The organism is Lewinella sp. IMCC34183, from assembly GCF_003390915.1.
GTDB lineage: Bacteria > Bacteroidota > Bacteroidia > Chitinophagales > Saprospiraceae > Neolewinella.
The window spans coordinates 73,291-87,434 of the sequence record NZ_QMEM01000006.1; the positions used below are offsets into that span (position 1 = coordinate 73,291).

Sequence of the window (14,144 nt, forward strand, 5' to 3'; positions counted from 1 at the left end):
GACGAGGACTTGAACTAATCAAAAGCGATTCGGCCCCGTAGGTTGACTCCGGCGGGTCGGTCGGTCGGCTTATTTGCCTTTCTTGGACTGGGCGGCGGCCTGTGCCCGTTGCTGCTCCTTGAGCGCCTCCTGCAGGCGGGCGCTGAAGCCCGATTTTTTCTTCGGCTTTTTCTTGTTCTCCTCTAGCTTGGCGCGCAGCTTGTCCTGGTCGATGATCAGGTTCTTGGTCACCAGTGTCTGTGTGATGTTGATCACGTTACTGAAGAACAGGTAGCAGGTGAGGCCGGCGGCGAAACTGTTGAAGAAGCCCAGGAAGGCCAGGGGCATGATGTACTGAAAGTACTTCATCATGGGCTGGGCGCTGTAGTCCATGTGCTGGCTATTGTAGAAGGCGTAGATGACGGTCGTAACGGCCCACAGCACGGCAAACAGGCTCAGGTGGCCCTGCATGAAGGGAATCCACTCCGGCAGGCGGAGGATGCTGTCGTAAGTACTCAGGTCGTTGGCCCACAGGAAATTCTCCTGCCGGAAACTGATCGAGGCCGGGAAGAAGCGATAAAGGGCGAACCAGATGGGCATCTGCAGGACCATCGGCAAACATCCGCCGAGCGGGCTTGCCCCGTACTCCTGGTAGAGCTTCATGGTTTCCATCTGGGCGGCCTGCGCGTCGTCCTTGTGCTTGGCCTTCAGTTTGTCGATCTCGGGCTTCAGCACCTGCATCTTCGACTGGCTGACCAGCATCTTGTAGGTGAGCGGGTACACCAGCAATTTCACCAGTAGGGTAAGGACGAGGATGGCGATACCCATATTGCCAATGAAGCTCGACAGGAAATTAAAGACTGGTCGGATGATCCACCGGTTGATCGATCCGAAAATGGAGGAGCCGAAGCTGATCACGTCGGACAGGTCGTAACCGATCGCCCGCAGGCGCTCGAATTCGTTGGGGCCAACGTAGAGCGACATGCCGAAGGTCTCCGAGGGGGACGTGCCTACCGGCAGCTGCAGGTCGCTGATGAGCACCTTGAGCTGGTCGTCGGGCAGGCGGTCGCGGTCGGCCACGGTGGTGAGGACCCCGCCACTGAAGCGATCGTCGGCGATGAGCGCGGAAGTAAAGAACTGCTGGCTGCCGGCTACCCACTTGAGCGATTGCCCCTGCAGTTCCTCGGTATCGTCGCTGGTGCACGAGCAGTAATCGGTGTCGTCGTCGACCGGCTTGTAGTAGAGGGTCGAGTAGCGCGATTCGTAATCGCTGTTCCGCTCGATCTTGTCCAGGTGGTTCTCCCAGTGCAGGCGCACGGTGCCCTCGGTATTGGCCAGCACGGTGTTGAGGCCCTCGAAGCGTACGTCGTAGTCGATGAGGTAGGTATCGTCGGGGAGCGTATATTTCTGTTCGAAGTAGCCGGAACCGCCGCTGATCGGAGCCCGCAGGATCACGGTATTACCCTCCACCGTGGGAGTAAAGTAGAGGTCGCTGGTCTTGACGCCTTCGCCGGAAACGCCGTTCACGGGCAGGGTGTACTCGAATTTGTTGCGCTCGTCCTCCAGGAGCAAAAGCGGCAGGTGTACCTCCTCGTCGTCGTCCTGCTCCACGACCTTGTCGTAGTTTTTCAGCTCGGCCTGGCGGATCGTCCCCCCCTTGGTGGACAGGGTCACGCGCATCACGTTGTTTTCGAGCACCACGTCCTCGGCGGTTCCGGTTGCCGCGGCGGCGAAAGCACCGAAGCGGCCGCCGTACTGGGCTACGCGGGCGGAGTCCGTGAGGGAAGCGTCGTTGTCCGGGGCATCCTGCGGAAGCAGGTCGTCACCGGCCCGCAGTTCCGTTTCGCTGAGGGCGGCGATCGAATCCTGGTAACGCTGTTCCATTTCGATCTCCGCGGGGCTCGGCGCAGCCACGTACTGCCACGCGACGAAGAGCAGCATGATGAGGACGATACCAATGATGGAAGTTCTGTCCATCTCCATAGCAGAGTCTTTATTGTTGTAAGCAGAAAACCCGACGCTCCGCGCCCGGTTCCTTTGGGGCCGCAAAGGTACGCAGCAAAGTGTTATGCCGAACCCGCCCTCCGATCAATCAGCTTCCTTACCCGACGAACGGCTGGCCGCCGCCTACCGCAACGCCCGCTATGTCTTCAATGGGTTTGCCCTGCAAATAGATGTCCCCCACCCCGATTTTGACCGTTGGCTGGCACACGAAGGCTACCACGACTACGCCTTCCTCACGGCCTGCAACCCCCGCTCCAAGCCGTTGTCCGCCACCAGAAACCTCGCCCGGCATGGCCGCCTGCTGGCATTGACCGGCTCCCTAACCCACCGCGGGGCCACCGGCACAGATCCGGATGGCCGCTGGCCGGACGAGCCGGGTCTTCTGCTCCTCGACGCGCCGCGTGAGAAGGTCCGCGACCTGGGTCGGCGGTTCGGTCAGTACGCAATCGTGGAGGGAGAGGCCGGCGGCAGTCCGCGATTGTACTGGCTATAATCGGTCGTGAATCGCCTGAATCACGGCCACTACGGTACGCCCCTCGGCTCCGGTGGTGGCCACTTCCGCGCGCCCGTTGCGCACTTCCACCACGTTATCGATCACGAAGTGGTGATTGGCCGCGGAGCCCTGGTACGGTCCGTAGTTGTTGGCGGGGGGGCTTTGCGGGAGCGCGGGTGGGGTGACGTTCCGGGCGTGGCAATAGCGCACTTCGTTCATGTACTGGCCTCCGAGTTTAACCGTACCCTCCTCCGCAATGACCGTAAGGGTGGACTCGAAGTTCTGGTCCCAGACCACCGTGCTGAAGTTGAGGCTGCCCAGGATTCCCCCCGGCAGGTCAAATTGCACCTGCCCCGTATCGGCAAAGGGGTAAAGCTCCCCGCCGTGTTGCCGCGCCAAGCGCCCTCCGGCGACCCGCGGCGCCCCGAATACCCAGCACAGCAGATCTATGAAATGGGCAAACTGGGTGAAGAGTACGCCACCGTCCAGCTCCGCGTCGCCGTGCCAGGGGTGGGGCCGGCCGCTTCCGTCGCGGTAGTAGCGCGCGTCGCGGTTCCAGAAGCAGTCCAGGTGTACCTGCCGGATCCGGCCGAGGAGACCGGCATCGACAATGTCCTTGAGCCAGGCGGACGCCGGGCTGTACCGGTTTTGCATGACGCCGAAGACCCGGCGGCCGGCACGGTCCGCGGCGGCGAGGATAGCGTCGCAGTCGGCTACCGTCAACGCCAGCGGCTTTTCCACGACGACGTCCAGCCCGGCATTCAGGCAGCGGATGGCCTGGTCGGCGTGGTGTCCGTTGGGCGTACAGATACAGGCCACCTCGACGGGAACGGTGGAGAGCAAATCAGCGAGTGAGGGAAAAAGGGGGAGGTGGGGGGCGACACCGGTGGGCCAATCCAGGGCGGCACGCGGGCGAGTGTCGCAGACAGCCGCCAGTTCCGCGCCGGGGTGAGCGGCGATCAGGGAGGCGTGGCGGCGGCCGATGTGGCCCAGCCCGATGACGGCGAAGCGAACAAGCATAGTGGGCGGCGAAGGTAACGGCCGCAAGTAACTTCCCGGGCGCCCCCGTGGGATCAGGCCCGGCGCACTACCCCATCCTCGAGCAGGTACGGGCCGGTTTCCGGACAGCGCGCCCGGCCGGCCGGGTCGAAGGAGAGCGCATGCCCCGCCTCGCTCCGCCAGCCCGTCTGCCGCGCGGGATTGCCCGTGACGAGGGCGTAGGCCGGTACGTCCCGGGTTACGACGGCGCCCGCCCCCACGAAGGCGAAGGCGTGCAGCGTGACGCCGCAGACGACGGTGGCATTCGCGCCGATGGTGGCCCCGTTACCTACCCGCGTAGGGAGATATTCGCCCCGCCGATTGACGGAAGCGCGCGGGTTCTTGACGTTGGTGAATACGGCGGAGGGGCCGACGAATACGTCGTCGCCCAGCTCCACGCCGGTGAACAGACTCACGTTATTCTGCACCTTACAACCCTTCCCGAGGCGGACCCCGCCCGCCACGAAGACATTCTGTCCGAGGCTGCAACCGGGCCCCACCTCACAGTCGGCCATCAGGTGGCAGAAGTGCCACACCTTACTGCCGGCACCCAGGCGGGCGCCGGGATCTACTACCGCCGTAGGGTGTACAAAAGGCGGTTCCATATCAGAAAAAGATGAGCAGGCCCAGGCCGCCGACCAGCAGAACCTTGATTTGGGTACTAAGCCGGTGGTAGTCGGGTTGCCGGCGCGCGATCGCGAGCTGGCCGACGATGACCACCACCGCCAGCAGCAACAGGCCGATACAGATCAGCATCGGCGGCTGCATGAAGGCCGGCCAGCCCAGCAACACGGGAAACAAAATCGCTACGCTGACGATGCCCCCCAACGCCATGGCCAGCCGCCGGGCCGTGGTGACTCCGAGCAGGACGGGCAGGGTCCGGCGCCCTTCCTGCCGGTCGCCCCGCAGGTCCTCCAGGTCCTTGACCAGCTCGCGCAGCAGCGTGGCCACGAAGGCGAAGACCATGAACAGAATGCAGACGCGCAGCGTACTGGCGGCCAGGGCGGGGTTGAGGGAACGAAGCTCCGCGAGGGCGTCGCGCTCGGCCACCACCAGGATGCCGGTAACGCCGGCACAGTACAGCGCAACGAGGAAATTGCCGACGAAGGGCAGTCGCTTCAGCGTGGCACTGTACAGTGCCAGGGTACCGATGGCCAGTGGGAACAAGAGCAGCAGCTGCCGCTCACCCAACCGCAGCGCCAGCAACAACGCGAAGAGGTAGCCTACGAAGACGATCGCGGCAAAGATCCACTGAACGTTCTGCCGCCCCAGCTTGAGCACCATATTCTTGCCAGGGTGATTGATGGCGTCGATACGAACGTCGCGCAGGTCGTTGATCACGTAGCCCGAGGCGGTGATGGCCACCGTAACCAGGCATAACTCGAAAAATTTCCAGGGGCGCAATACCCCGGCCAGCCCCTCTTCGGTCAGCGCCGGAAGGACTATACGGTAGTACACCAGTAGCTGGGTCAGTACGACAACTACAAGATTCTGTACCCGAACCAGCCGAAGCAGATCGACAAATGGCAAACGTTGCATGGGGGCAAGATACACGGAATGGCCGTCCGGAGTTCTACCCGCGCAGCAGTTCGCGGCTGATCACCAGGCGTTGGATTTCCGACGTCCCCTCCCCGATCGTGCACAGTTTGCAGTCGCGGTAGTACTTCTCCACCGGGTAGTCCTTCGTAAAGCCGTAGCCGCCAAAAATCTGGACGGCATCGTTCGCTACGCGGACGCTGGTTTCCGACGCGTAGAGCTTGGCCATGGCGGATTCGCGGGTGACCGACTGTCCGGCGTCCTTCAGCCGGCCGGCGTTGCGGGTCAGTAACTCGGCGGCCTCGATCTCGGTGGCCATGTCGGCCAGTTTGAAGGAGATGCCCTGGAACCGGCTGATCGCCTTACCGAACTGCTCGCGTTCCTGGCTGTAGGCCAGGGCGGCCTGCATGGCTCCCTTGGCGATGCCCAGGCTGAGGGCGGCGATACTGATGCGGCCACCGTCGAGGATCTTCATGCTCTGGATGAAGCCTTCGCCCACTTCACCGATGATGCGGTCCGCCGGCAGGTAGCAATTCTCGAAGATGATCTCGGCGGTTTCGCTGGCGCGCATGCCCAGCTTGTCCTCCTTCTTGCCGCCGCGGAATCCTTCGTCGCCGCGCTCGACGATGAAGGCCGTCATGCCGTGACTGTCGAGCAACTCGCCGGTGCGGGCGATGACGACGCAAACGTCGCCGCTGATGCCGTGGGTGATAAAGTTCTTGGCGCCGTTGAGCACGTAACCACCGTCGTCCTGCTTCTCGGCTACGGTCCGCATGCGGCCGGCGTCCGAGCCGGTATTGGGCTCGGTGAGCCCCCAGGCACCGAGGTGTTCCCCGCTGGCGAGCCGGGGCAGGTATTTCTGCTTCTGCTCCTCACTGGCGAAGAGCAGGATATGGTTGGTACATAGGGAATTGTGAGCCGCAACGCTGAGACCGATACTGCCGCAGACCTGGGCGACCTCGTCGATCACGGTGATGTACTCGGCGTAGCTGAGGCCGCTTCCGCCGTACTCCTCCGGTACGAGTACGCCCAGGAAGCCGTACTCCCCCATCTGGTGGAAGAGTTCGCGGGGAAATTTCTGGCTCTCGTCCCACTCCATCACGTGCGGGGCGATGTGGGTACGGGCAAAGTCAGCGGCACTTTGCCGGATAAGTTCGAGTTGTTCTTCGCTGGCGGAGGTGGGGGCCGCCGAAGTCATATTTGCGGTCATGCGATGTGGTGGTTGGTGAAAGGGCTACCGATAAAATGTTAAAGTCGGCATTTTGTTAGCAGAACGGCTGTCAGAGCGCCGACGGCAGGCATTTGGCAAAATTTAACGGCGGAGATTTCTCTATTGCCTGATTTCACCTATTACCAACGTAAATTCTAAAAACTAGTGTGAAGCCGATATTGATTTTATAAATCTCCTGCGAATATAAGTAAAACCAATATTAATTCGGTTTTCCAAGACGCAACTTGCCCCCATCTTCGCCGTTCCACGACTACTGATTACCCTGACCGACCGACCAATTTTCGCTTATGCGTTGCTTCCTTTTGCTTTCTCTCATTTCCCTGACCCTGCCCCTTTTCGGGCAGTCGATCTTCGACCTGCTCTACCGGGCCCCCGCCACCGAGGCCGTTGACGTGGTACTGACCCTGCCGCTCGATAGCCTGCAGGCCACCACCCGCGGACCGCAGGTCGCCACCCTGGCCTTCGCCGACACCACCGGCGATACCCGCTACCTGGGGCTGAAGGTGGAACTGCGCGGCCGCTTCCGCCGCTCGCGCTGCGCCACCCCACCCCTGAAACTCAACTTCTCCAAGGGCGAGCTCCGCGACGCCGGCCTGGCCGAATTCGATAAGCTCAAGCTCGTCAACACCTGCTACGACGATTCCACCGCTACCGCCCTCCTGCTGAAGGAATATCTCGCCTACCGTGCCTACGCCCTGCTCAGCCCCGATGCCCACTACCGCACGCAGCTGCTGCGGCTGACGTACCGCGACGCCGCGGGCCGCACCCCTGACCGGACCGGCTACGCCTTTATCCTCGAAGACACCGACGAGATGGCCGCCCGCAACGGCGGCAAAGAGGTCGATGCTCCGGCGGGCCTCACCTCCGAGCGCTACGACCCCGTGGCCGAAGCGACCCACGCCCTGTTTCAGTACCTGATCGCCAACGGCGACTGGAGCCTGCCGCTGCACCGCAACGTCAAGGTGATCGCGGACGCCGACGGGCGCCTCGTGCCGGTCGGCTACGACTTCGACTTCAGCGGCTGGGTGGGCGCGCCCTACGCCAGCCCGGCGGCCGACGTGGGTCAGCAGAGCATCTTCCAGCGGGTGTACCTGGGCTTCGACCAGAGCGACCGCACCCTCCGGGGCGTCAACCAGTCCTTTCGAAGCAACCGGCGTACCCTGCTCCGCCTCATCGATGACTTCACCCTCATCGACGTGCGGGAACGCCGCGTACTGCAGCGTTTCGTACAGCGTTTCTACGACGACCTGGCCACTATGAGCTCCTCGACCAGCGTACTGATGTACGACCAGCTGCGCGGCACCACCGCCGACATCATCCCCTCCGGCGGCCGGGCCGCCGATTACGGGGCAAGCTCGCGACGCTAATTACCTTTGCCGCATGATGCAGCCCTCCCAAAACCGCACCCGCGCCCAGGAAAGCCGGGCGGCCGTACAGCGCCTCTATATCGCCATGCGTCACCTACTCCTCCGCGGCAGCTACAAGCCGGGCGGTATGAGCGGCAAGACGCTAATGGACAACCTTATGATCCTGCGGCCCGAGATCTACGGTTCCATTACGGACAGCGAGCGCGTCGAGCTCAACGGGTTACACTACGTATTCCAGCGCCTGCCGAAGGGCGTGGAGGAGTGCCGCTTCATCCGCCTCATCACGCGTGAGGGCTACGAGAACAGTCACTTCACCCCGATCGTGCCGCCCAAGCGCCGCCGCGAGGCCTACCGGATCGATACCCACGAGATGTACATCGAGATGACCCGGGGGCGGAGCGATATCTACGACATCCTTACGCACCTGACCTTCCTGTACGCCGAGGCCAACAAGATCTACCGCAACAGCCTCGATAGCAAGGGCCGGCAAAAGCGCGAGTGGCAGCTGCTGGCCGAAATCGCCGACAAGGAGCAGCGGGGCGAAGACTTCAAGATCGAAACCGCCTACACCTACCTGAGTACCCTGCTGGGCCGTACGTACGACGAGGTTGTGGCCGCCTGCCGGCGCTTTGCCGACGAGGAGATGGTCAGCAGCCTCTTCCACATCACCTACTGGCTGGGCCAACTGGCCAAGGAGGAACTGGAAAACGATCAGGACCGGGAGGTTTCCTTCTCCAGTTCCCTGCGGGAAAAGACCGGTCACCACTACTTCGGCGAGCTCTGGGCGGATGCCGTCAAGGATATTCTGCTGGAGCGCGAGCTGTTCGACCGGCCGCTGCACGTGATCAGTGCCAACCTCCACAGCGTGATGAACGCCCTCTTTGCACCCGCGGCCACCGCCCAGAAACTGCGCGTGGGTGGCTCGGTCTACGACGTGGCCCGCGCCCTCTCCCAGCCCGAAGGGCGCCCGCTGCGCGAGTCGGTCACCAAACTGGCCCTCAAGAACGGCATGGTGGAAGTCATCGACACCAGCGGCAGCAACATCGGCGTACAACTCTTCGATACCGCCGCCTGCGACCCCGAGCTGATCAGCGCCGAACTGGGCTTCCGCCCCTACGACGACCCCAGCCGCGCGCCCGTCCTGCTCGTCATGGACTACGCCTTCGGCGAACAGGCCTACGAGAGCATGGACGAGCTGCTGCGCCCCTACCACGTACCCGGCAGCAAGGAAGTGCACCAGATGCCGGTCGAAAGCATCAACGTAATGGGCAAGGCCGGCATCCTGGAGGGCATCAAGGGCGACCTGATGATCCCCGACGCCCACGTATTCGAGGGGACGGCCGACAATTACCCCTTCGCCAACGACTTCACGGTAGAGCAATTCGAGGGTAACGGCCTGGGCGTGTACGGCGGCCCCATGGTGACGGTACTCGGCACCAGCCTGCAGAACCGCCAGATCCTGGAATACTTCCTCGACAGCAGCTGGCGCGCCGTGGGGCTGGAGATGGAGGGCGCCCACTACCAGAAGGCCATACAGGCGGCCACCCATATCCGCAAGAGCGTCAACCCGAACCTGAAGCTGCGCTACGCCTACTACGCCAGCGACAACCCGCTGGTGACCGGCCACACGCTGGCCAGCGGAAGCCTGGGCGTGGACGGCGTAAAACCTACCTACCTGATCACGGTCCAGATACTTAAAAGCATCTTCGCAGCGTAGAAGATACGATCGTTTTTACCTGCCCAACCGTCCATGAGCGTACGTTTACTTCTCGCCCTGCTGCTGGCGACCGCCGGCCTTGCCGGACAGGGTCTCCGACTTGACTCCATATTCCGCTCCTCCGAGCGCTACGCCGTCAATCCGCTCGTAAGCCTGCCGGCCGTCGCCCTGGGGGCCTACGCCAGCCAGGAACGGCTGCTGAGCCTGCAGGACAAGCCCCGCATCTCCCAGGAAACCCTGGACGCGCTCAACCCCGACGACGTCAACGGCTTCGACCGGGTGGCGCTGCGCATCAACGCCGACCGGGCCAAGGCGGCCGTGATTCGGAGCGACTACTTCTTCAATACCGGGCAGTGGCTACCCTTCGGACTCTTCCTCTGGAAGAAGTACCGGCGCGACTGGTTCGACATCACCATGATGTACCTCGAGGCGCAGGTGACGCAGGGGCTGTTCTACGGCTATGCTCCCTTCGGTCCGACGGCCGTCGACCGCTTCCGGCCGCGCGCCTACTTCGCCGATTTCCCGATCGACGACCGGCAGGACGGCAACCAGCGCAATAGCATGTTCAGCGGTCACGTATCGACCATGTCCACCGGCTTCTACTTCTTCGCCCGCATGGTCGACGACTACAACCCGCAATTCAGCGGCACCCAGCGGGCCCTGCTCTACGCGGGCGCTACGGTACCGGCCCTGTACGGCGGCTGGCTGCGCGTGCGCAGCGGCAAGCACTTCCCCTCGGACGCCTTGGTCGGCCTGGGCGTGGGCGCACTCAGCGGTATCGGTATCCCCAGCGTACACAAGTGGTGGAAGCAGCGTCACCGTAGCCGCCTGACCGTCAACCCCGTATACGGCGGCGGTGCCGGGGGGCTGACACTCGTGCTGCGGTACTAGCCGAACCCCCGCTCACGGCTCCGGTTTTACCTATCCCCTTCCAACGTTACACTCACCACATGCCCCGACTTTACCTGCTGCTTTTCGTCCTCCTTCCTTTACTTCCTTTACGCGCCCAGTCTCCCGCACCGCTCGATCCCGAAACCGAGTCGGTCTACCGCGTACGCACCCTCTGGGAGGGGCTCGGCGGGCTGGCGGTGATGTCGGGCTCCACGGTGGGCATCGACCTGCTGCGCAAGAAAGACCCCATCCCCGACGAGACGCTGCGGCGGCTGCAGACGGCAGAAATCGGACGCCTGGACCGGTGGGGGCTCGAGCAGGACGCGCTCAAGCGGCGCAAGAGCGAGGAGGTTAGCGACTACTTCTTCAACGGCTCCGTCCTGCTACCCGTCGTCCTTATGGTCGATCGCAAGTTTCGCAAGGACTGGCTGGACATCGGGGTGCTGTACCTCCAGGCCCACGCCCTCTCGGCGGCCACCTACGCCTTCAGCCCGCTGGGCCCCCAGGTGATCGACCGCTACCGGCCGGTGGCCTACTACGACGAGCTGAGCTTCGACGAGCGCCGCTTCGGCAACAACCGCAACAGTTTCTTCAGCGGCCACGTCAGCACCACGGCGGTCGGCACCTTCTTCTTCACCAAGGTACTCTCGGACTACAACCCCCAGTGGACCGGCGGGCACCGCGCGATCGCCTTTACCCTCGCTACCCTGCCCCCGGCCTTCGTGGCGGTACAGCGCGTGCGTGCCCTGAAGCACTTCCCCACGGATACCGTAGTCGGCCTCGGGGTGGGCGCCTTTTTCGGCGTCATGGTCCCCCACGTGCACAAGAACTGGGCCCGCAACCACCGCAGCCGCCTGTCCATCGGCGGCAGCTACGGAGGGGGCGCGGGCGGGGCCGGCTTCACGCTTACCTTCTAAATAAGCTGCGGGGGCGTACACGCAGGTGCGGTGAATTCCATTTGACAGGCTATCTTTCCCGGCAGCTAACCCAATGCTCATGCTAGACCTGTCCATTCATGACCGCCCCAATGTTGACATCAGCTACCGCCACGTGGGCAGTACCGACGTAACGCGCTACGAAAAGATGCACGTGGAGGTATTCCGCGATTCGGCCCAGGCGTCCATCGCCGTGGCCCACGAGATCGCCGACCTGATGCGCGCCAAAGCCGGGCAGGGAAAGCCCTGCGTACTGGGGCTGGCCACCGGCTCCAGCCCGATCCGGGTGTACGCCGAACTGGTGCGCCTGCACCGGGAGGAGGGGCTGGACTTTTCCCACGTTATCACCTTTAACCTCGACGAGTACTTCGAGCTGCCCCGCGGCAGCCGCCATTCGTACTGGTACTTCATGCACGAGCACCTGTTCAACCACGTGAACGTGAAGCCGCGCAACATCCATATCCCCCAGGGCAACCTGGCACTCGACGAGGTCTACGAGCAGTGCATGGCCTACGAGGAGATGATCAAGCAGGAGGGCGGACTGGACTTCCAGCTGCTCGGTATCGGCCGCACCGGCCACGTGGGCTTCAACGAGCCGGGCTCCCACTCCCGCTCCCTCACCCGCCTCATCACACTGGACCACCTGACCCGCGTCGACGCCGCCGGCGATTTCCAGGGGATCAGCAACGTACCCACGCGGGCCATCACCATGGGCATTCAGACGATCAGCCAGGCCCGGCGCATCGTGCTGCTGGCCTGGGGGCACAAGAAGGCGGAAATCATCCAGAAAACGATCGAGGGCGAACGCACCCCGGAAATTCCCGCTACCTACCTGCAGGACCACCCCAACGTGACCATCCTGCTCGACGAGGAATCCAGTGCCGATCTCCGGCGCTTCAATACCCCCTGGCTGGTGGGGCCGTGCGACTGGACGGAAACCCTGGAACGCAAGGCCATCATCTGGCTCAGCCGCCACGTAGACAAGCCCATCCTGAAACTGACCGAGCGCGACTACAACAGCAATGGCATGTCGGACCTACTGGCCCTCCACGGCTCCGCCTACGACCTCAATATCCGCATGTTTAACCAGCTGCAGCACACCATCACCGGCTGGCCCGGGGGCAAGCCCGGCGTGGACGATTCGCAGCGCCCCGAGCGCAAGGACCCCGCCCGCAAGCGTGTCATCCTGTTCAGCCCTCACCCGGACGACGACGTCATCTCCATGGGCGGAACCTTCGCCCGGCTGGTGGACCAGGGCCACGACGTCCACGTGGTCTACCAGACCAGCGGCAACATAGCGGTGACGGACATTGACGCCCTGCGCTACGCCGAGTTCGCCCGCGACCTCACCGATAGCATGGGCGGCGGGAACGCCCGCCTGGAGTTCATCATTCAGGAACTGTCGTCCGGCAAGAATGAGACCGGCGTGGACCCGGTCGACGTGCGTACCATCAAATCCCTCATCCGCCGCGGGGAGGCCATTGCCGGGGCCCGCTTCGTGGGCCTGGACAACGACAATATCCACTTCCTGAACATGCCCTTCTACGAAACCGGTAAGAGCATCAAGGAAGATCTCGGACCCGAGGACATCCGCCTGGTGCGGGAGGTGATCGAACGGGTACAGCCCCACCAGATATTTGCCGCCGGCGACCTGGCGGACCCCCACGGCACCCATAAGGTATGCCTCGACGCCATCTTCCGCGCCCTCGAGCAACTGGAGGCCGAAAACCCCGACGCGATCGCCGATACCTGGCTGTGGCTCTACCGGGGGGCGTGGCAGGAGTGGCCGGTCCACGAGATCGAGATGGCCGTTCCCCTCAGCCCCGCCCAGGTGGAGGCCAAGCGCAATGCCATCTTCTTCCACCAGAGCCAGAAGGACGGTGCCATGTTCCAGGGTGAGGACCAGCGGGAATTCTGGCAGCGGGCCGAACAGCGCAACCGCGAGACCGCCCGCCTCTACAACCAGCTGGGCCTGACGGAATACGAGGCGATCGAGGCCTTCCGGCGGTGGCACTTTCGCTCGCTCGACCCACCCGCCACCGCTCACTGATCCCTACCTCCAAGCCTATCCCCGCCCCCCTTATGAGTTACTCCCTTTCCGGAAAAATTGCCGTCGTCACCGGCGGAAGCAGCGGCATCGGCCGCAGCATCGTGGGCGCCCTGCGTACGCAGGGCGCCCGCGTGTACCTGCTTGACACTCGGGGCGACGACGAGGACCTCCGCCGCTGTGACGTGACCGACCAGGCCGCCGTCCGGGAAGCCATCGACGGGATTGCCGCCGGGAGCGGACTTGACGTGCTCGTCAACAACGCGGGTATCGGCTTCGTAGGCTCCCTCGAGAATACGGCGGAGGCCGACCTCGACCGCCTCTACGCCGTCAACGTAAAGGGGGTATACAATTGCGCCCTTGCCGCGGTACCCCACCTGAAGCAGCGCGGCGGCGTGATCATCAACATGGCTTCCGTAGCCGGCACGGTAGGCATCGCCGACCGGTTCGCTTATTCCATGACCAAGGGAGCTGTCCTGAGCATGACCTACTCGATCGCCAAGGACTACCTCACCGCGGGGATCCGCTGCAACAGCATCTCTCCGGCGCGGGTCCACACGCCGTTCGTGGACCGATACCTGGCCGACAATTATCCCGGCCGAGAGAAGGAGATGTACGCCACCCTCGCCGCTACCCAGCCGATCGGCCGCATGGGACGGCCGGAAGAGGTCGGCCAGCTGGTCGCCTACCTGTGCTCCGACGCGGCGGGCTTCATTACGGGGACGGACTTCCCCATCGACGGCGGCTTCATCCGGCTGAACGCCTAGTCGTACCGACCCGGCGGAGGAAATTACGCGGGAAAATAATTTTCCGGTCGCCGAAACAGTTAGTAGAGCAGAGCTCGCGCTCCGATCCCCTTTTATTAAAGCTTTAGGGATCGGAGGTGACTATTGTCCGTCTCTCATC

12 protein-coding genes are annotated in these 14,144 nt (G+C 63.3%); 7 read left to right on the plus strand and 5 right to left on the minus strand.

The genetic code is table 11. The annotated features are described in order from the left end of the window. Positions 1 to 69: 69 nt before the first annotated feature. Positions 70 to 1,962 (minus strand): membrane protein insertase YidC, encoded by a 1,893-nt coding sequence (yidC, locus tag DQG19_RS14005; protein ID WP_116126906.1) that lies wholly within the window; start codon positions 1,960 to 1,962, stop codon positions 70 to 72. Positions 1,963 to 2,047: 85 nt separating this feature from the next. On the opposite strand from yidC, the gene DQG19_RS14010 reads away from it, so the two are divergent. Beyond that, on the plus strand, positions 2,048 to 2,476 hold the full coding sequence (locus tag DQG19_RS14010; protein WP_116126907.1) for a DUF3293 domain-containing protein: 429 nt from the start codon (positions 2,048 to 2,050) through the stop codon (positions 2,474 to 2,476). On the opposite strand, the gene DQG19_RS14015 is transcribed toward DQG19_RS14010, so the two are convergent. Genes DQG19_RS14015 through DQG19_RS14030 form a run of 4 tightly spaced genes read right to left on the minus strand, consistent with a single transcriptional unit; the run spans position 2,471 to position 6,260 of the window. Continuing rightward, a complete protein-coding gene (locus tag DQG19_RS14015) occupies positions 2,471 to 3,496 on the minus strand; it encodes a Gfo/Idh/MocA family protein (RefSeq protein ID WP_116126908.1) in 1,026 nt (341 codons plus the stop codon). The two genes, DQG19_RS14010 and DQG19_RS14015, sit on opposite strands and share 6 nt — an antisense overlap. Positions 3,497 to 3,549: 53 nt before the next feature. Next, on the minus strand, positions 3,550 to 4,119 hold the full coding sequence (locus DQG19_RS14020) for an acyltransferase (RefSeq protein ID WP_116126909.1): 570 nt from the start codon (positions 4,117 to 4,119) through the stop codon (positions 3,550 to 3,552). Position 4,120: 1 nt separating this feature from the next. Beyond that, positions 4,121 to 5,053 (minus strand): UbiA family prenyltransferase, encoded by a 933-nt coding sequence (locus DQG19_RS14025; protein ID WP_116126910.1) that lies wholly within the window; start codon positions 5,051 to 5,053, stop codon positions 4,121 to 4,123. A 34-nt stretch (positions 5,054 to 5,087) separates the two neighbouring features. Then, complete coding sequence (locus DQG19_RS14030; RefSeq protein ID WP_232826528.1) at positions 5,088 to 6,260, minus strand: acyl-CoA dehydrogenase family protein; 1,173 nt, start codon at positions 6,258 to 6,260, stop codon at positions 5,088 to 5,090. 308 nt (positions 6,261 to 6,568) lie between these two features. Here DQG19_RS14030 and DQG19_RS14035 point away from each other — a divergent pair, with 308 nt between their 5' ends. The 6 genes from DQG19_RS14035 to DQG19_RS14060 all read left to right on the plus strand — a co-directional run bounded on the left by DQG19_RS14035 (position 6,569) and on the right by DQG19_RS14060 (position 14,005). Further along, positions 6,569 to 7,648: a hypothetical protein gene (locus DQG19_RS14035; RefSeq protein ID WP_157974510.1), complete on the plus strand. Its 1,080-nt coding sequence runs from the start codon at positions 6,569 to 6,571 to the stop codon at positions 7,646 to 7,648. Positions 7,649 to 7,661: 13 nt separating this feature from the next. Further along, positions 7,662 to 9,365: a DUF6909 family protein gene (locus DQG19_RS14040; RefSeq protein ID WP_232826529.1), complete on the plus strand. Its 1,704-nt coding sequence runs from the start codon at positions 7,662 to 7,664 to the stop codon at positions 9,363 to 9,365. 33 nt (positions 9,366 to 9,398) lie between these two features. After that, positions 9,399 to 10,256 carry a phosphatase PAP2 family protein gene (locus DQG19_RS14045; RefSeq protein ID WP_116126912.1) on the plus strand — a complete coding sequence of 286 codons (858 nt, stop codon included), beginning with the start codon at positions 9,399 to 9,401 and terminating at the stop codon, positions 10,254 to 10,256. 59 nt (positions 10,257 to 10,315) lie between these two features. Beyond that, complete coding sequence (locus DQG19_RS14050; RefSeq protein WP_116126913.1) at positions 10,316 to 11,173, plus strand: phosphatase PAP2 family protein; 858 nt, start codon at positions 10,316 to 10,318, stop codon at positions 11,171 to 11,173. 79 nt (positions 11,174 to 11,252) lie between these two features. After that, complete coding sequence (gene nagB, locus DQG19_RS14055) at positions 11,253 to 13,241, plus strand: glucosamine-6-phosphate deaminase (RefSeq protein WP_116127106.1); 1,989 nt, start codon at positions 11,253 to 11,255, stop codon at positions 13,239 to 13,241. A gap of 32 nt (positions 13,242 to 13,273) precedes the next feature. Beyond that, the gene (locus DQG19_RS14060) at positions 13,274 to 14,005 is read left to right on the plus strand and encodes an SDR family NAD(P)-dependent oxidoreductase (RefSeq protein ID WP_116126914.1); all 732 of its coding nucleotides are present in this window, start codon (positions 13,274 to 13,276) and stop codon (positions 14,003 to 14,005) included. Positions 14,006 to 14,144: the final 139 nt, after the last annotated feature.

Coding starts and splice junctions, on each gene's coding strand:
- yidC (WP_116126906.1), bottom strand. CDS start 1,962: ATGGAGATGGACAGAACTTCCATCATTGGTATCGTCCTCATCATGCTG.
- DQG19_RS14010 (WP_116126907.1), top strand. CDS start 2,048: ATGCCGAACCCGCCCTCCGATCAATCAGCTTCCTTACCCGACGAACGG.
- DQG19_RS14015 (WP_116126908.1), bottom strand. CDS start 3,496: ATGCTTGTTCGCTTCGCCGTCATCGGGCTGGGCCACATCGGCCGCCGC.
- DQG19_RS14020 (WP_116126909.1), bottom strand. CDS start 4,119: ATGGAACCGCCTTTTGTACACCCTACGGCGGTAGTAGATCCCGGCGCC.
- DQG19_RS14025 (WP_116126910.1), bottom strand. CDS start 5,053: ATGCAACGTTTGCCATTTGTCGATCTGCTTCGGCTGGTTCGGGTACAG.
- DQG19_RS14030 (WP_232826528.1), bottom strand. CDS start 6,260: ATGACCGCAAATATGACTTCGGCGGCCCCCACCTCCGCCAGCGAAGAA.
- DQG19_RS14035 (WP_157974510.1), top strand. CDS start 6,569: ATGCGTTGCTTCCTTTTGCTTTCTCTCATTTCCCTGACCCTGCCCCTT.
- DQG19_RS14040 (WP_232826529.1), top strand. CDS start 7,662: ATGATGCAGCCCTCCCAAAACCGCACCCGCGCCCAGGAAAGCCGGGCG.
- DQG19_RS14045 (WP_116126912.1), top strand. CDS start 9,399: ATGAGCGTACGTTTACTTCTCGCCCTGCTGCTGGCGACCGCCGGCCTT.
- DQG19_RS14050 (WP_116126913.1), top strand. CDS start 10,316: ATGCCCCGACTTTACCTGCTGCTTTTCGTCCTCCTTCCTTTACTTCCT.
- nagB (WP_116127106.1), top strand. CDS start 11,253: ATGCTAGACCTGTCCATTCATGACCGCCCCAATGTTGACATCAGCTAC.
- DQG19_RS14060 (WP_116126914.1), top strand. CDS start 13,274: ATGAGTTACTCCCTTTCCGGAAAAATTGCCGTCGTCACCGGCGGAAGC.